We start from the raw sequence: 17,060 nt of genomic DNA, 5'->3' as shown, positions 1-17,060 counted from the left end.
CCTCAGAGCATGCCCGCTGCAATACCGCTGATTTCACACGCCAGCGCCCCCGTTCGCTTCAGCGCCCAGGTATAACGCTCATCGAACGGGTAGCAGCAGGAGAGCCGCAGCGCGTGATTGCCACGATCGCTCAGGGTATAGAGCGCCCCCGGCGTCAGGCAGATTTTCTCCTGCAGCAGCCGGTGAAACAGATCCACCGTGTCCACTTTTCCCGGTAGCTCAACCCAAAAAACGTAGCCTCCGCCGGGCATCGTGGCCTGGGTTCCCAGTGGAAAATAGCGGGCAATGATCCCTCTGACTTCATCCAACTGGGCAGCGTAGCGGCGGCGCATGGAACGCAGGTGATGATCATACCCGCCAGATTCCAGAAACAGCCCCAGCGTCTCGGACAGCAACCGTGATTCAGCCAGTGAAGAGACAGATTTAAGCCTGGCCAGCTCCCTGCTGAAGCGCCCGGCTGCAATCCAGCCCAGATGAAAGTCGGGTGCTACCGTTTTGGTATAACTGGCGCAATGCAGCACCCAGCCATCGGTATCAAAAGCTTTGACCGCCGGAGAGAGCGGCCAGCAAAATTGCAGCTCGGCATAGAGCCCGTCTTCAATCAGCGGCACCTGATAGCGATTGACCAGTTTCGCCAGCCGTTTTTTATCCTGCAGTTTCATGCTGCACCCCAGCGGGTTTTGCACGTTTGGCATCGCGATCAGCGCCTGCAAACGTTTTTCCTGCAGCAGCAGCTCCAGCGCGTCAAGCGAGAGTCCATGCTGGGGATCGGTAGGGATTTCAATCACTTTCAGACCAAGACTGGCCAGCAGCGGGAACAGATAAAAATAGGTGGGTGTCTCCACCCCTACGCACTCTCCCGGCCTGGTGACGGCTCGCAGCGCCAGCTGGAGCGCCTCCATGCAGCCGTGTGTCAGCGTCACCTCTTCAGTGGTCAGCGACATCCCCAGGTCCATCGCACGGCGCGCAATTTCCCGCCTCAGGCGCTGGCTACCCGGCGGCAGAGCATAGCGACCAATTAAATCGGGTTCACGTCGAAGCAGAGAGGCCATAATGCGGCTGATTTTTGCCGTGGGAAAAAAGTCACTGTTTTGCGGGCAGGCCAGCGAGATATTGGTGTAGTCGGGATGATTCTGCGCGGCAAATACGGCATCGATCAAATCCAGCTTTTCACTGCCGGGTGAGCGCACCTTTGCCTGCCGGTCGCCGCTGGTTTTCACAGAAGGCAGCCGGCCACGGACGTAATAGCCCGACTGAGGCCTGGCTTCGATCAGGCCGCGATCTTCGAGGATACGGTAGGCTGTGAGCACTGTGTTCACGCTCACCTGGTGATTGCTGGCACAGCGCCGGATAGCGGGCAGACGGCTTCCGGGCAGAAAAGTACCGTTGTGGATCGCCTCCGCCAGCGTTTCAGCCAGCTGATGATAAAGCGTACTCTCCTGCGAGTCGATGATGGACACAGTCGCCTGCCTTGGTGATGGGTACAGTGTAATTAAAATGCTATTTGTACTCATAACAATAGTGTATTTCTGAATCTGTTACCATCGACGCGATGACCTTAACATGGTGTTCTTAATCGTGTTCAGGAGACAGACCATGCTCGATCCTTCCTTTGTTAGTTACGTCACCGTGATGTCCATTACGCCCGGGCCAAACAACCTGATGCTGGCTACTTCTGGCGTCAATTTCGGCATGCGCCGTACGCTGCCTATGCTGCTGGGGATCATGGTCGGGTGCGGCGTTCAGACGGCGATAGCGGGATTGCTGCTTGAGGTGCTGCTGCAGTGGATGAGCGCGGTTCGTCTGCCGCTGACGCTGATGGGGGGCGCATACCTGCTGTGGCTCTCCTGGAAAATTTTCCGCTCGGGCGCGCCGGAGTTGCGTGAAAAAGCGCAGCCAATGACGCTGCTCGGCGGAGCGATGTTTCAGGCAATCAATCCAAAAGCCTGGCTGATGGCGACGAATGTGGCGCTGATGTATACCGCCAGCAGCGGTATTGTCATGGTAATGTTTGGCTTTATGGCGCTGAACCTGCCATGCATTTTGATCTGGGCGGCGATGGGAGATCGGCTGGGTAAACATTTACAGGTAGCCTGGAAGCTGCGCGCCTTCAATGGAGTGATGGCGCTCTCGCTGGTTATCACCACGTTCTGGATGCTGGTGGAAGCGGTGCAGCTCTGAAAGGTGTGGGCGACCGGCTGGTCGCCCACAGGGTGAGGGTTAACGCGCGCTGGCGGGCCAGACCCAGTTCAGCACTTCCGGCAAGTCTTCCCCCTGCTCACGAACCCAGCGATGATGCTCAGCCAGTTTTTCCTGGAGTTTATCCAGCACCTCTGAGGCCTTCTCCGCCAGCCCCGGCACGCGCATAATCGCCTCCTGCGCCAGATGGTAACGGTCCAGTTCGTTAAGCACGGTCATATCAAACGGCGTGGTGGTGGTGCCTTCCTCATTGAAACCTTTCACATGGAAATTACGATGATTGTTTCGCTGGTAAGTCAGCCGGTGGATCAGGGCTGGATAGCCGTGGAAAGCGAATACCACCGGTTTGTCGGCGGTAAATATCTCATCGAACGCCCCATCTTCCAGGCCATGTGGATGCTGCTCTCTGGTTTGCAGCGCCAGTAAATCGACCACATTTACTACCCTGACTTTCAGCTCCGGCAGCCACTGACGAAGCAAATCTACTGCGGCCATTGTTTCCAGCGTCGGTACATCGCCTGCGCAGGCCATGACCACATCCGGTGAGCTGCCCGGTTGCTCATTCCCGGCCCAGGGCCAGATGCCCATTCCCTTTTCGCAATGCTCTACAGCCTGTTCCATGGTCAGCCACTGCGGCTCGGGCTGCTTACCGGCGATGATCACGTTGATCCGATCCCAGGTTCGCAGGCAGTGATCGCCTACCCACAGTAAGGTATTGGCATCAGGCGGCAGATAAATACGGACAATATCCGCTTTCTTGTTGGCAACATGATCGATAAAGCCGGGATCCTGATGGCTGTAACCGTTGTGATCCTGACGCCAGACGTGTGAAGAGAGCAGATAGTTCAGTGAAGAGATAGGTTTACGCCATGGCAGCTTACGCGACACTTTCAGCCATTTGGCGTGCTGGTTGAACATCGAATCCACAATGTGGATAAAGGCTTCGTAACAGGTAAACAGGCCGTGCCTGCCGGTCAGCAGATAGCCCTCCAGCCAGCCCTGGCACTGGTGCTCGCTGAGGATCTCCATAACGCGGCCATCTGGCGAAAGCTGCTCATCATAAGCCTCAATCTTCTCCATCCAGGTACGGTTGGTGACATCAAAGACCCGGCCCAGGCGGTTTGATGCGGTCTCGTCTGGCCCAAACAGGCGGAAGTTGTCGGGATTGCTGCGAAATATCTCGCTGAGATAGCTGGCGAGCACCGCGGTGGACTGATCCTGGCTGCCGCCGGGGCTGGCAACCTCAACGGCAAACTGGCGGATATCGGGCACGTTAAGTTCCTGCCGCAGCCGCCCGCCGTTAGCATAGGGCGTGGCTCCCATCCTTTTATCGCCTTCAGGCGCCAGCGCCTGAAGTTCAGGTTTCAGCTTTCCTTCGGTATCAAACAGGTCATCGGGGCGATAGCTTCTCAGCCAGGATTCCAGGATCTGGCGGTGGTTTTCATCTTCACGGCATGATGAAACCGGTACCTGGTGAGCTCGCCAGAACCCTTCAACTTTTTTACCATCTACCGATTTCGGCCCCGTCCAGCCTTTGGGGCTGCGCAGGATAATCATTGGCCAGCGTGGGACAGGGGCGGCGGCCTCATTACCTCGTGCTTCCTGCTGCAACTGACGGATACGGTCGAACGCTTTATCGAAGGCGGCCGCCATATCGCGATGCATCTGGTGCGGGTCATCTCCCTCCACAAACAGCGGCTCGTAACCGTAGCCAGTAAACAGCTGTTGCAGATCCTCATCACTGGAACGACCCAGCAGAGTGGGGTTGGCAATTTTATAGCCATTGAGATGCAGAATGGGGAGGACCGCACCATCACGGGCGGCATTGAGGAATTTAGTGCCGTGCCAGCTTGAGGCCAGCGGTCCCGTTTCCGCTTCGCCATCACCGATAATGCAGGGAACAATCAGCTCGGGATTATCAAAAACCGCGCCGAATGCATGCACCAGAGAGTAGCCCAGTTCACCACCTTCATTGATGGAGCCTGGCGTCTCGGGCGCGGCATGGCTGGGGATCCCGCCGGGGAAAGAGAACTGCTTAAACAGTTTGCGCATGCCCTGCGCATCACCACTGATATCTGGATAGATTTCGCTGTAGGTGCCTTCAAGCCAGGTATTGGCAACCATGCCTGGCCCGCCGTGTCCCGGACCGCAGATATAGAGCAGATTCAGGTCGCGCTGGCGGATAATGCGGTTGAGGTGCGCGTAGATAAAATTCAGTCCGGGGGTGGTTCCCCAGTGGCCCAACAGTCGGGGTTTGATGTGCTGTGGCAGCAGAGGCTCTCTGAGAAGCGGGTTATCCATCAGATAGATCTGCCCCACCGACAGATAGTTCGCTGCTCGCCAGTAGCGGTCCAGCAGAGAGAGTTCGTTATCAGTTATCGGCTGAGGTAAAGACGTGTCCATCCTGCTTCTCCTTTAATAGGGGTCAGCTAAAAGCATAGACGCTTGCGCCGATCGGGCAGGAGGAAAGTGAGAAGGTAAAAAAAGGGCGGAATTTATCCGCCCTGAGATCGGAAGGAGAGGTTACTTGCCAACTACCGCTGCGTCAGCTTCTGCAGCTTCGTCATTGGCGGCCGAGGCAGGCGTGTACTCCAGCTGCAGAATGCGGCTGGTTTCTGCCATCTCTTTTTCCGTCGCCGCCACGTTGCCATTCAGCTTCTGGCCATAAGATGGGATCATCGCTTTCAGCTTTGACTGCCATTCAAACGAGGAAAAGCGGTCATGGAAAACTTTGCTCATCAGCTCGATCATAATAGGTGCGGCGGTTGAAGCGCCTGGCGAGGCACCCAGCAAAGCCGAGAGCGTACCATCCTGCGAGGTGACGACTTCAGTGCCCAGCTTCAGCACGCCGCCTTTACCCGCTTCTTTCTTGATGATCTGCACACGCTGGCCCGCCTTCACGCGGCGCCAGTCTTCCTTCCTTGCTTCCGGGAAATAGTCCTGCAGCGCTTTCAGGCGATCTTCATCGGTCAGCATGACCTGACCAATCAGATATTTCACCAGACTAAAATTATTCAGGCCAACCTGCATCATCGGCAGCAGGTTAGAGGAAGTCAGCGAGCCAAACATATCCCACAGCGAACCCTGCTTAAGAAATTTGGTAGAGAAAGTGGCAAACGGGCCAAACAGCAGCGTCTGCTTGCCGTCCAGCATACGGGTATCCAGGTGCGGCACAGACATCGGCGGCGCGCCTACGGAGGCTTTACCATACACTTTCGCCAGATGACGCTTCACCACCTCGGGATTGTCGGAAACCAGAAACTCGCCACCTACCGGGAAACCCGCATAGTCTTTGACTTCAGGAATGCCCGATTTTTGCAGCAGCGTGAGACCCGCACCGCCTGCGCCAATAAAGACGTAGCGCGCACGAAGCGTTTTTTGCTGGCCCTTGTTGTTCAGGTCGGCCACCGTCACGCTCCAGCTCTCATCGCTATTGCGCCTGATGTCGCGCACCTCATGGCGGGTTTGCAGCCTGAAGTTAGGGCTTTTCTGCAACGATGCCACCAGCTGGCAGGTGATTTCGCCGAAATTAACGTCAGTCCCGCTTGAGATGCGCGTGGCGGCGACGCGATCGGTTTGCTCACGGCCTTCCATCATCAGCGGCACCCATTCTCTGATCAGCTCAGGGTCTTCTGAATATTCCATGCCGCGGAACAGACTGCTTTTTTGCAACGCCTGGTAACGTTTTTTCAGGAAGGCTACATTATCGTCGCCCCAGACAAAGCTCATGTGCGGGACGCTGTTGATGAAACTGCGCGGGTTAGTCAGAACCCCTTTACGAACCTGATGTGCCCAAAACTGGCGGGAGATCTGGAAGGACTCATTAATCTCCACGGCCTTTTTGATCTCAACCGAGCCGTCTTCTTTTTCCGGGGTATAGTTCATTTCTGCCAGCGCAGAGTGACCCGTGCCCGCATTGTTCCAGCCGTCAGAGCTCTCTTCGGCAGGGCTCTCCAGGCGTTCCACCATACCAATACGCCACTCCGGCTCCAGCTCCTGTAAATAGGTGCCGAGCGTGGCGCTCATAATGCCGCCGCCGATCAGTAACAGATCGACGTCGTTGTATTCTGCGGCCGTGGCCGATTCAGCAAAACCCATCTTTTTAGTGCAGACAGACTGGAGTGCAGCAGTTTTTCGCATGAGGCGACATCTCCGGGCGTTGATTTCTTAACAAGTTAAGCAGGGAAACAGACACGGCTTCTGAGGAGCGCGTTCCGCTGTCTCGTTGTTCCAGGGGCAATTTTCGGTAACCTGCCATAAAACGAACATACTGAAATCCTATGGCACGACAGAAATATACCATTGTTACGAGTCATTTAAAAAATTGTTTAAAGATTAAAAATGAGAATGAAAAATCAAACGAAATTAGTAACATTGATAGCGGGGGTGACATCCGGGCGTTAACAAATGCGGGTTTTTTGAAAGGTTAATTTATAATCAAAGACTTAGCTTGAGTCATTGTGGCAGTGGAGAACGCAGATTTGGGACAGGGCGGTGAACAAGAAAAGACTGGAGAGAGGGAGCAGGATTAAAACAGGGAAAACTCCTGCGCTGCTGCCAGCGCAGGAGAGAGATCGTCAGGCTTTTTTCGCTGCTGCTGCAGCTTTAACAATCACTGCGAAAGCATCGGCTTTCAGTGACGCGCCGCCAACCAGCGCACCATCGATGTCTGGCTGAGCAAACAATTCTGCCGCATTCTTGTCGTTAACAGAACCGCCGTACTGAATGATCACCTGGGCAGCCACGGTCGCATCTTTCTTCGCGATGTGGTCACGGATAAATTTGTGCACTGCCTGAGCCTGCGCAGGGGTAGCGGATTTACCGGTACCGATAGCCCAGACTGGCTCATAAGCCACAACCACGCCGTTGAACGCCTCTGCGCCCTGCGTGTTCAGCACGGCATCGATCTGACGTGCGCACACTTCTTCCGTTTTGCCTGCTTCGTTTTCCGCTTCGGTTTCACCGATGCAGAGCACCGGGATCAGGCCTGCGGCCTTCAGCACGGCAAATTTTTTGGCAATCAGCTCATCGCTCTCTTTATGGTAAGTGCGACGTTCAGAGTGGCCGATGATGATGTACTGCGCGCCGATATCTTTCAGCATGTCGGCAGAGACTTCGCCGGTAAAGGCGCCGGACAGGTTCACATCAACGTTCTGTGCGCCAAGCGCAATGTGGCTACCGGAGGCGGCATGTTTTGCCAGGTCCAGATACATCACCGGAGGGGCAATGGCTACGCCGCAGCCGTCAACGCTGCTCAGCTCGTTACGCAGGCCGACAATCAGTTCGTTGACCATCGTTTTGCTGCCGTTCAGTTTCCAGTTACCCATGACTAACGGATGTCGCATTATATCCTCCACGCTTAGCGCGATGCTGTTAAATTACCCTGCCGGAGCAGTGTTGTCTGCCAGACAGTATAGAGATCAAAACCCCTAAAGGCTTTGCTTTTCGTCATCTTTGCTGGGGGTCAGTTGGCCGCCATCGCTAATTTAATCGGCTCTATGGCAAAGGTCAGTCCCTTGTCGCCATTGTCCGCCACGATGTAGCGCACCGCGCCTTCATCCTGGGTGAAATAGCGCGATCCTTTGCCCTTGTTCAGCACGTCGTTAAGCCGCTTCAGGCTCTGTTCTTCATTGAGCGTGGGCTCAAAAAAGCGCGTCATGGCGGCCATATAAGCCAGCGCTCTGTCCCGTGCCGCTTTCTCCTCCGGGCCAGGCACCGGCAGCCAGGTTATCTGTAAGGTTTTGATCTTCCCGGTTCCCTGCTCCAGTGCGGTGGAAGCGTAGAGATTTTCATTGATCTTGCTGGCGGCGCGGGTCAAATTACTTTTATCCCCACGGTTATCGATAGCGCGATATTCAGCAATCTGTAACGTGGGATTGATAGCATTATACTTTTCGCGGAACTGGCCGATAGTCATATCAAAGACAGGCGCTCCTGCCTGAAGATAGGGCGCGGCAGGCAGGTGTTCGGTACGATCCTGCGCAGCGGGGGCATTCTCCGCCTGGGCTGTTGTCAGCGTGAACAGTGCCGTGATGCCCAGAAAAATCGCTTTATTCATTCCGTCTGCCCTAACCTTAAAATTCAGCTCAAGATTAGAACGGACAATGACCGGCAAAGTCAAAGCCTGACGCTGTTCTGAGGGATAAAAAATGACCTTACAAGCGTGGTGTTTTTCCTGGCGAGGCCGTCTGAGGCGGCGCGATTTCTGGGTCTGGCTGACCGTATGGCTGGCTCTGATGGTCGTGCTCTACACCCTGGCAGCTCGGGGCTGGATAAGTCGCCAGACGGCGGCATTCCTTGTGGTTTTCCTGCTTCTGCCCACCAGCGCAGTGGTGGTCAAGCGTCTGCACGACCGTAATAAAAGCGCCTGGTGGGCGCTGCTGCTGCTGGTCGCCTGGATGATGCTGGCAAGGGATTGGGAGATGCTGCCGCAGCACTGGCAGTGGGCGCTTGATCGTTTTATCCCCACGCTGATTCTGGTCACGATGACCCTTGAACTGGGCACCTTCAGCGGTACCCAGGGCATGAACCGCTTTGGCAGAGCGCCCAGCCCGGTCAACTATTTTGGCCGCAAGCTGCCTGATTACCAGTAACCTCTACGGTCAGACGCAAACTGCCGGAAAACCAGCCATACCCTGCTTGTAAGCGGGACATCCGATTACCCATGCTGTTCAGCTTTCCATGCAGGCCGCTGCTTACCAGTAATGCTCGGCGGTCATATGTCCTGGCTTGCGCTTGAGGTGCTTACGCATGTCGCGGGTCTCTTTCAGCAGCTGCTGCGTATCCCTCACCATCTGCGGGTTCCCACAGAGCATGATATGGCTGCTCTCAGCCTGCATTGGCAACCCTACGGCCGCTTCAAGCTCACCACTGGCAATCAGAGCCGGCACACGACCGGTCAGTGAACCGACAATCTCTTCCCGGCTGACAACGGTCTGAATGCGCAGCTGACCGTTGTAGCGCTGCTGAAGCTGCTGCATCAGCGGCAGATAGCTCAGATCCTGCGCGTAACGCGCGGCATGCACCAGCACGATATTGTCAAAACGCTCCAGCCCTTTTCCTTCCTGCAAAATCGACAGATAGGGACCAATGGCGGTGCCGGTAGCCAGCATCCATAACGTTTTACAGTCAGGAATTTCATCCAGTACAAAGAATCCGGAGGCTTCTTTGGTGATCATCACCTCTTCACCCGGTTTCAACGCATGCAGCCGCGGGCTGAGCTTGCCTTCCGGCACGGTAACCAGATAGAACTCCAGATTAGCGTCGCTGGGCGCATTCACGTAAGAATAGGCACGCTGCACGCGTTCGCCGTCAATCTCCAGAGCCAGCTTGGCAAACTGACCAGCGGTAAACGGGTCGATAGGGGCGGTGACGACGAGGCTGAACAAGCTCTCAGTCCAGTCATTCACCTCTTTGATCCTGGCGTTAACCCATTCGGCCATAAACATCTCCTTTCTCGGGGTGGGGGCCTGACGCTATCTTCGCCACTCGGCGTCAGCTTTTCCAGTCTCTCTGCGGCACAAAGCTCGTATCGACAAACTGTCCCTTGTCACTATAACGTACAGATTGATTTACGGTGTGCCCGCTTTCACTGACAGTATGCGGTCAGTGATTTTTCGGTGCGCCACTCGCTTTGTCATCGAATCCTGATATTTTCCACGCCATAAGATCCTCTTCTTCGTGCGTTATCCCTGAATTTTGCGGATAGCGCCGATAATCGTGCTGAATAAAAATGAAAAAATTAGAAAACGGGCATCTGCTGGTGATGCTGATTGCGCTGGTGGCCGTCGGGCAGATGGCGCAAACCATTTATGTCCCTGCGATGACCGCCATTGCTGAGGTCTTCAACGTCCGCGAAGGTGCCGTGCAGCGGGTGATGGCGGCCTATCTGATGACTTATGGCGGTTCGCAGCTGTTATACGGGCCGCTCTCCGATAACATTGGCCGCCGTCCGGTTATTCTGGCCGGGCTAAGCATCTTCTGTTTGGGCACGGTAATTGCGCTGTTTGCGCCTGACTTTAACCAGCTGGTACTGGGAAGCGCAATCCAGGGCCTGGGTACCGGTGTGGCTGGGGTAATGGCGCGAACGATGCCGCGTGACCTCTATGCCGGCGGCGCATTGCGGCTGGCGAACAGCCTGCTGAATATGGGCATTCTGGTAAGCCCGCTGGTTGCCCCGGTGATTGGCGCGCTGCTGACCCATCTGTTCGGCTGGCAGGCCTGCTTTGCTTTCCTGCTGCTGCTCTGTGGCTGCGTGGGCGTCGCTATGCTGCGCTGGCTGCCAGAAACGCGGCCTGCTCCCGCTGAAAAGCGCGCTCTGTTTTCCCGCTATCGTCCGCTGCTGGCCGACAGCACCTTTATCCGCTATCTGATTATGCTGATGGGGGCGCTGGGCGGCATTGCCGTATTTGAGGCGAGCTGTGGCGTGTTGATGGGTGGCGTACTGGGGCTGAACAGCCTTACCGTCAGCCTGCTGTTTATTTTGCCCATTCCCGCCGCTTTTTTTGGTGCCTGGTTTGCCGGACGGGAAAACCGGCCTTTCCAGCAGCTGATGTGGTGGTCGGTTAACAGCTGTCTGTTAGCGGGCGCGCTGATGTGGATCCCCGCCTGGTTTGGCGTGATGACCATCTGGACGCTGGTGGTGCCTGCGGCGCTCTTCTTCTTTGGCGCGGGGATGCTGTTCCCGCTGGCGACTACCGGTGCGATGGAGCCGTGGCCCTATATGGCCGGCACGGCGGGCGCTCTGCTGGGTGGGTTGCAGAACCTGGGGTCAGGCCTGGCTGCATGGCTTTCAGCGCTGCTGCCGCAGACAGGACAGTTCAGCCTGGGGATGCTGATGTTTGCGATGGCGCTGCTGATCCTGCTCTGCTGGCTGCCGCTGTCGCGCCGTCCTGAGCCACATGCTGTCTGAAAGAGAACATCATCGGGATGGAAGCGCCCGGAAGCGGAGCGAAAGAGGGGTGATGTTCAGCCCGGCTCAGGGCCGAAAAGCATTGGCCCTGATAAGTTGTCCGACTTCACGCAGAGCCTGAACGCTTCAGCCGGACGCAACCGGCGGCATTCTTGCAAAGCCACGGCAGGGATTACAGAATAAACGGATGCAGATTTTTGTCTTTTCTGTCGAGATAGTGAATCGACTGAATGCGGCGAATAGTGCGTGATTTACCGCGTACCAGCAACGTTTCCGTGGTAGCGATATTGCCTTTACGCGTGATGCCTTTCAGCAAATCACCGCTGGTGATGCCGGTGGCGGCAAAGATCACGTTATCGTTCCGCGCCATGTCGCCGAGCTGTAAAATCTTACCGGCTTCAATACCCATCTCCTGACAGCGCTTCAGCTCCTGCTCGCCCAGTAAGCGGTTCTCCGGCGTATCCCCTTTTACTTCATAACGCGCCAGCAGACGACCCTGCATATCGCCATCCATTGCGCGGATCACCGCGGCCGAGATCACGCCTTCCGGCGCGCCGCCAATGCCATAGAGCACGTCAACTTCGCTGTCCGGCATGCAGGTCAGGATCGAGGCGGCCACGTCACCATCGGGAAAAGCAAATATCCGTACGCCGAGCTGCTGTAACTCAGCGATGACCGCGTCATGGCGCGGTTTTGCCAGCAGGGAAACAGTCAGCTCTGAAAGAGGCTTTTGCAGCGCCTGCGCCACGCGTTTCAGGTTCTCTTCCAGGGATAACGCCAGATCGATAGCGCCTTTAGCGTCAGGCCCGACGATCAGTTTCTCCATATACATATCGGGCGCGTTCAGGAAGGTGCCTTTATCGCCTACTGCCAGCACAGCCAGCGCGTTCGCCTGGCCCATGGCGGTCATTCGCGTGCCTTCAATCGGATCGACTGCGATATCCACGGCATCGCCTTTGCCGCTGCCAACCTTTTCGCCGATATAGAGCATCGGGGCTTCATCAATCTCCCCTTCGCCAATAACGATCTCGCCGTCAATATCCACATTATTCAGCATGATGCGCATAGCATGGACGGCGCCGCCGTCAGCAGCATTTTTATCACCGCGTCCCAGCCACTTGTAGCCTGCCAGAGCAGCGGCTTCCGTTACGCGTGAAAATTCAATGGCAAGTTCTCGTTTCATGATTGGCCCCGGAGAAGAAGTGAGGCGGAAAGTTTATCACAGCGGGGAGAAGAGAGAGGGGGAAAAGCCCGCGGTCAGATGACCGCGGGCGCTGTTACGGCGTTACGAATCGTCCTGATCTTCCCATGCTTTGGCACGGGAAACCGCTTTCTTCCAGCCTGCGTAACGATAATTACGCTCGGTGGTTTCAATGCTCGGACGGAATTCGCGCTCAATGACCGCTTTAGCACGAACTTCATCCAGATCGTTCCAGAAGCCGACCGCAAGGCCCGCCAGATAGGCGGAACCCAGCGCGGTTACTTCCAGCACTTCCGGACGCTCAACGCGCGCGCCCAGGATATCGGACTGGAACTGCATCAGGAAGTTGTTCGCTACCGCGCCGCCATCCACACGCAGGGATTGCAGGCGAGTGTTTGCATCAATCTGCATCGCTTCCAGCACGTCACGCGTCTGGAAAGCAATGGACTCCAGCGTTGCGCGAATAATGTGGTTAGCATTTGCGCCGCGCGTCAGGCCGAAGATGGCGCCACGCGCATAGGGGTCCCAGTAGGGCGCGCCCAGACCGGTGAAAGCAGGAACCATGTAGACGCCGTTGCTGTCTTTCACTTTGCTGGCGAAATATTCGGAGTCGGTAGCATCACCGATCAGCTTCATTTCATCACGCAGCCACTGAATAGAGGCGCCGCCGATAAACACCGCACCTTCCAGCGCATAGTTCACTTCACCACGTGGACCACAGGCAATGGTGGTCAGCAGGCCGTTGGTGGAGGTGACCGCTTCGGTGCCGGTGTTCATCAACATAAAGCAACCGGTGCCGTAAGTGTTCTTCGCCATGCCAGGCTCCACGCAGAGCTGGCCATAGAGCGCAGCCTGCTGGTCACCAGCAATCCCGGCGATAGGAATACGCGTACCGCCTTTACCACCAATGTTAGTCTGACCGTACACTTCTGAAGAGGATTTCACTTCTGGCAGCATTTCACGCGGGATATCCAGGATATCCAGCATACGCTGATCCCACTCCAGCTTGTGGATGTTGAACATCATGGTACGTGAGGCGTTGGTGTAGTCGGTGATGTGCACCCGTCCCTGCGTCATTTTCCATACCAGCCAGGAGTCGACGGTACCGAACAGCAGTTCACCGCGTTTCGCGCGTTCACGAGAGCCTTCAACATGATCCAGGATCCACTTAACCTTGGTGCCGGAGAAGTAGGGGTTGATGACCAGACCGGTGGTGTGCTGGATATACTCCTCCAGACCTTCTCTTTTCAGCTTCGCACAGTAGTCAGCGGTGCGTGGATCCTGCCAGACGATAGCGTTATAAATCGGTTTGCCGGTCTCTTTATCCCAGACAATGGCCGTTTCACGCTGGTTGGTGATACCAATAGCGGCAATCTCATCAGAGCGAATATCGGCATGCGCCAGCACTTCTACCAGTGTGGAGCTTTGCGAGGCCCAGATATCCATCGGGTCATGCTCAACCCAGCCAGCTTTAGGATAAATTTGCTGAAATTCGCGCTGGGAGACCGCCACGATGTTGGAATCATGGTCCAGGATTACTGCACGAGAGCTGGTAGTCCCCTGGTCGAGCGCGACGATATATTTTTTTTCTGTGGTCATAATTCATTCCTGATGGTGAAAAGGGTTAACACTTACGCTTTGCGCTGCTCAGCACGCGCTATCGTCTTCTCATCTTTCTTTACAACGGTGGCACCAGGCAGATTACGGGCTATCAGAGTGCGGTAGCCAAATGCACCCACGCTGGCACCAACAATCGGGCCAAAGATCGGCACGAGGAAATAAGGGATATCACGGCCACCGGTAAAGGCGACGTTACCCCAGCCTGCCAGCCAGGCAAAGAGCTTTGGTCCGAAATCACGGGCCGGGTTAAGAGCAAAGCCGGTCAGTGGACCCATAGCCCCGCCGATAATCGCAATCAGCAGGCCAATCAGCAGAGGGGCCATCGGGCCACGAGGCAGGCCGTTACCGTCGTCGGTCAGCGCCATAATCAGGCCCATCATCACGGCGGTGATCACCGCTTCAACGATGAAAGCCTGGCCAACGCTGATATGCGGATTAGGATAGGTGGAGAAAATTCCGGCCAGGTCGAGGCTCTCTACCGTGCCACGGACCATCTGATGGGACTGTTCATAATCCAGGAACAGGTTGTAGTAGAGGCCATACACCAACGCTGCAGAGCAGAATGCTCCGGCTACCTGAGCAAGGATATAGGGCACCACTTTACGGCCATCGAAGTTGGCAAACAGGCAGAGCGCAAGCGTTACTGCCGGGTTAAGATGCGCACCAGAGATGGCGGCGCTGAGATAAATTGCCATTGCAACGGCAATACCCCAGACGATACTGATTTCCCACTGTCCAAAACTTGCGCCTGCCAGTTTCATAGCGGCGACACAGCCGGCACCAAAGAAAATAATGGTGGCGACACCGAGGAATTCGGCGATGCACTGCCCTTTGAGCGTGCTTGTTGCAGTCTGACTCATGATGACATTTCCTGAAGGCGAGGTTAAATGTTGTAGTGCGCTTTTTTTCTCATTCCGTGAGCCGCCCAAATCTAATGTAGGGCTGATGTAAATTTATCGTTAACGAGCATAAACGAGAAATAGCGAAATCAAAAGTTGTGTGCTGTGTCATAAAAATGAGCGTTTTCGCGCCTTTTTGCTTTCATGAAACACCATTTCACTTTTCGTTTAAGCAGGTTTTTGTCGAAAACCATTAACCATAACCTTACTTTTTAAGTGGCTAATGTTACGCATACCAGGTCTATGCTGAAAATTGTTACAGACTGCACCCTGTGTGGGTTCGCCGCTGGACTTGGCGGGCTGCTCTACTTACAATCGGATAATCGTTGTTATCCGTGGAATGCCGGTTTACCCCTTCATGATCTGCGGCTGGCAATATCAACGGGTTGCGATTAGAAGAGGTTATTTATAATGTCATTTGAAGTGTTTGAGAAACTGGAAGCGAAAGTACAGCAGGCGATTGATACCATCACGCTGCTGCAGATGGAAATTGAAGAGCTGAAAGAGCAGAACAACAATCTGAATCAGCAGGTTCAACAGGCTGCGGGAAACAGTGATTCTCTGGTGCGTGAAAATCAGCACCTGAAAGAAGAGCAGCATGTCTGGCAGGAGCGTCTGCGTGCGCTGCTGGGAAAAATGGAAGAGGTTTAAACCTCTGATGAGAAACGGGTGCCAGCGGCACCCGTTTTTTTATTCGATATCCAGTGGATCTTCAGAAAGGATGATGCCGGTGTTATCGGCATAGAGATGGTCGCCGGAGAAAAAGGTGACGCCACCAAAATTGACGCGGATGTCGCTTTCGCCAATGCCTTCGCCCGCAGCGCCGACCGGAATAGCGGCAATGGCCTGAATACCAATATCCAGCTCTTCCAGATCGTCAACCTGACGTACGGAACCGTAAACTACAATGCCTTCCCACTCGTTCTGCATCGCCACTCTGGCCAGTGCCGCATCGATCAGGGCACGACGGACCGATCCTCCACCATCCACCAGCAGCACGCGACCGCGACCGTTCTCCTCCAGCAGATCGTACAACAGCCCGTTGTCCTCGAAACATTTTACCGTGATGATTTGCCCGCCAAACGAGGTACGGCCACCGAAGTTTGAAAAGAGCGGTTCAACGACATTCACATCTTCATGGTAAATGTCGCAGAGTTCAGAAGTATCATATTTCATAAGGGGTTTCGTCTGTTTGCCACAGGAACCTTAAGTATATCGCTTTCTCGCCGCTGTTGGCAAAATCATCAATTGTTAAAAGTTGCGATGAGTCAAACACATCGCACTTAATTGAGCAGCAGGCCAAGCGAAAAAAGCAGGTTAAGCAGCAGGGCAGATTTAACCGTTTTCTCCAGCATCGGGTGCATGGCGACGGGGGAGGTTTGCTGCATAATGTAGCGGCGATGCCTGAGCAGCAGCGGCGCGGCCAGCAGAAACAGCCAGCCGGCAGAATTCAGCGAACTCATCATGGCAAACAGGGCACAGCAGAGCAGTGCGCCCGCCAGCAGCAGAGAGTGGTAGCGTCTGGCATTGATCGCGCCTAAACGCACGGCCAGCGTATATTTTCCGTTTTGCCGATCGCTGTCGATATCGCGCATATTATTGACGTTGAGCACCGCCACAGCCATCAGCCCGCAGGCGGTAGCGGGCAAAAACAGCATCAGCGGCAGGTTATGCGCCTGAAGATAATAACTCCCGGTTACGCCCAGCCAGCCAAAGAAGATCAGCACGGAAGCATCCCCCAGCCCGAGATAGCCATAAGGTTTTTTGCCAACGGTATAGGCGATGGCGGCGACAATTGCGACCGCGCCCAGGCCGATAAACCCTGCTATATCGTTAACTGAGCGGCAGGCCCGGAGGATCAGCATCACGCCCGCTACGATCGTGAGGATCACGTTAAAAATCAGGGCAATGCGCATCTGCTGCTGAGTGATGGCGCCTTTCTGCATGCCGCGTAACGGGCCAAGCCGGTCAGGCGTGTCGCTGCCTTTGATCGCGTCGCCATAATCGTTTGCCAGGTTAGAGAGAATTTGCAGCAGCGCGGTGGTGAGCAAAGCCAGGGCAGCGGTGCCGGGATTAAAATCTCCCTGCCACCAGGCGAGCGAAGAGCCGGTGATCACCGAGGCACAGGCCAGCGGCAGCGTACGCAGGCGCAGGCTCTCAAGCCAGGCACGGGAAGGGGTAAGGGCAGTAAGAGAATGCAGATTGTCCGTCATAACCGCTGGGGCCTTTG

At 55.5% G+C, this 17,060-nt stretch carries 15 protein-coding genes; 4 read left to right on the top strand and 11 right to left on the bottom strand.

Going from position 1 to position 17,060, the window contains the following annotated elements; all coding sequences use genetic code 11:
* Positions 1–2 precede the first annotated feature (2 nt).
* A complete protein-coding gene (locus Q3V30_RS20660) occupies positions 3–1,460 on the bottom strand; it encodes an aminotransferase-like domain-containing protein (RefSeq protein WP_306209002.1) in 1,458 nt (485 codons plus the stop codon).
* A gap of 136 nt (positions 1,461–1,596) precedes the next feature.
* On the opposite strand from Q3V30_RS20660, the gene Q3V30_RS20655 reads away from it, so the two are divergent.
* Positions 1,597–2,181, top strand: a complete 585-nt coding sequence (locus Q3V30_RS20655; RefSeq protein WP_306209000.1) for a LysE family translocator — start codon at positions 1,597–1,599, stop codon at positions 2,179–2,181.
* Between the two features lie 39 nt (positions 2,182–2,220).
* On the opposite strand, the gene Q3V30_RS20650 is transcribed toward Q3V30_RS20655, so the two are convergent.
* The 4 genes from Q3V30_RS20650 to Q3V30_RS20635 all read right to left on the bottom strand — a co-directional run bounded on the left by Q3V30_RS20650 (position 2,221) and on the right by Q3V30_RS20635 (position 8,257).
* Entirely contained in the window at positions 2,221–4,602 is a 2,382-nt protein-coding gene (locus Q3V30_RS20650; protein WP_306208998.1) for a phosphoketolase family protein, read from the bottom strand.
* Positions 4,603–4,722: 120 nt separating this feature from the next.
* Complete coding sequence (gene mqo, locus Q3V30_RS20645; protein WP_306208996.1) at positions 4,723–6,339, bottom strand: malate dehydrogenase (quinone); 1,617 nt, start codon at positions 6,337–6,339, stop codon at positions 4,723–4,725.
* A gap of 437 nt (positions 6,340–6,776) precedes the next feature.
* Positions 6,777–7,544 (bottom strand): triose-phosphate isomerase, encoded by a 768-nt coding sequence (gene tpiA, locus Q3V30_RS20640; RefSeq protein ID WP_306208994.1) that lies wholly within the window; start codon positions 7,542–7,544, stop codon positions 6,777–6,779.
* A gap of 119 nt (positions 7,545–7,663) precedes the next feature.
* Positions 7,664–8,257 (bottom strand): DUF1454 family protein, encoded by a 594-nt coding sequence (locus tag Q3V30_RS20635; RefSeq protein WP_306208992.1) that lies wholly within the window; start codon positions 8,255–8,257, stop codon positions 7,664–7,666.
* A 91-nt stretch (positions 8,258–8,348) separates the two neighbouring features.
* Here Q3V30_RS20635 and Q3V30_RS20630 point away from each other — a divergent pair, with 91 nt between their 5' ends.
* A complete protein-coding gene (locus tag Q3V30_RS20630) occupies positions 8,349–8,792 on the top strand; it encodes a DUF805 domain-containing protein (protein ID WP_306208990.1) in 444 nt (147 codons plus the stop codon).
* 102 nt (positions 8,793–8,894) lie between these two features.
* On the opposite strand, the gene fpr is transcribed toward Q3V30_RS20630, so the two are convergent.
* Positions 8,895–9,641: a ferredoxin--NADP(+) reductase gene (gene fpr / locus Q3V30_RS20625; protein WP_306208988.1), complete on the bottom strand. Its 747-nt coding sequence runs from the start codon at positions 9,639–9,641 to the stop codon at positions 8,895–8,897.
* 290 nt (positions 9,642–9,931) lie between these two features.
* Between fpr and emrD the strand changes: the two genes are divergently transcribed.
* Positions 9,932–11,110: a multidrug efflux MFS transporter EmrD gene (gene emrD, locus Q3V30_RS20620; RefSeq protein WP_306208986.1), complete on the top strand. Its 1,179-nt coding sequence runs from the start codon at positions 9,932–9,934 to the stop codon at positions 11,108–11,110.
* Between the two features lie 172 nt (positions 11,111–11,282).
* Here the strand turns inward: emrD and glpX are convergent, their stop codons facing one another.
* The 3 genes from glpX to Q3V30_RS20605 all read right to left on the bottom strand — a co-directional run bounded on the left by glpX (position 11,283) and on the right by Q3V30_RS20605 (position 14,791).
* On the bottom strand, positions 11,283–12,293 hold the full coding sequence (gene glpX / locus Q3V30_RS20615; protein WP_306208984.1) for a class II fructose-bisphosphatase: 1,011 nt from the start codon (positions 12,291–12,293) through the stop codon (positions 11,283–11,285).
* 102 nt (positions 12,294–12,395) lie between these two features.
* Positions 12,396–13,910, bottom strand: coding sequence for a glycerol kinase GlpK (glpK, locus tag Q3V30_RS20610; RefSeq protein WP_306208981.1), 1,515 nt, complete (start codon positions 13,908–13,910; stop codon positions 12,396–12,398).
* A 32-nt stretch (positions 13,911–13,942) separates the two neighbouring features.
* Positions 13,943–14,791 carry an MIP/aquaporin family protein gene (locus Q3V30_RS20605; RefSeq protein ID WP_306208979.1) on the bottom strand — a complete coding sequence of 283 codons (849 nt, stop codon included), beginning with the start codon at positions 14,789–14,791 and terminating at the stop codon, positions 13,943–13,945.
* 450 nt (positions 14,792–15,241) lie between these two features.
* On the opposite strand from Q3V30_RS20605, the gene zapB reads away from it, so the two are divergent.
* A complete protein-coding gene (gene zapB / locus Q3V30_RS20600; protein WP_158782239.1) occupies positions 15,242–15,481 on the top strand; it encodes a cell division protein ZapB in 240 nt (79 codons plus the stop codon).
* Positions 15,482–15,520: 39 nt separating this feature from the next.
* Here zapB and rraA read toward each other — a convergent pair whose 3' ends face one another.
* Together rraA and Q3V30_RS20590 are read right to left on the bottom strand one after the other, a co-directional pair.
* Entirely contained in the window at positions 15,521–16,006 is a 486-nt protein-coding gene (rraA, locus tag Q3V30_RS20595) for a ribonuclease E activity regulator RraA (RefSeq protein ID WP_306208977.1), read from the bottom strand.
* 107 nt (positions 16,007–16,113) lie between these two features.
* A complete protein-coding gene (locus tag Q3V30_RS20590; RefSeq protein WP_306208975.1) occupies positions 16,114–17,043 on the bottom strand; it encodes a 1,4-dihydroxy-2-naphthoate polyprenyltransferase in 930 nt (309 codons plus the stop codon).
* Positions 17,044–17,060 lie beyond the last annotated feature (17 nt).

The sequence above is a fragment of the Erwinia pyri genome, assembly GCF_030758455.1.
Taxonomy (GTDB): Bacteria; Pseudomonadota; Gammaproteobacteria; order Enterobacterales; family Enterobacteriaceae; genus Erwinia; species Erwinia pyri.
The sequence above is the reverse complement of the archived record's forward strand: the minus strand, read 5'-3'. Positions and strand labels throughout refer to the sequence as shown.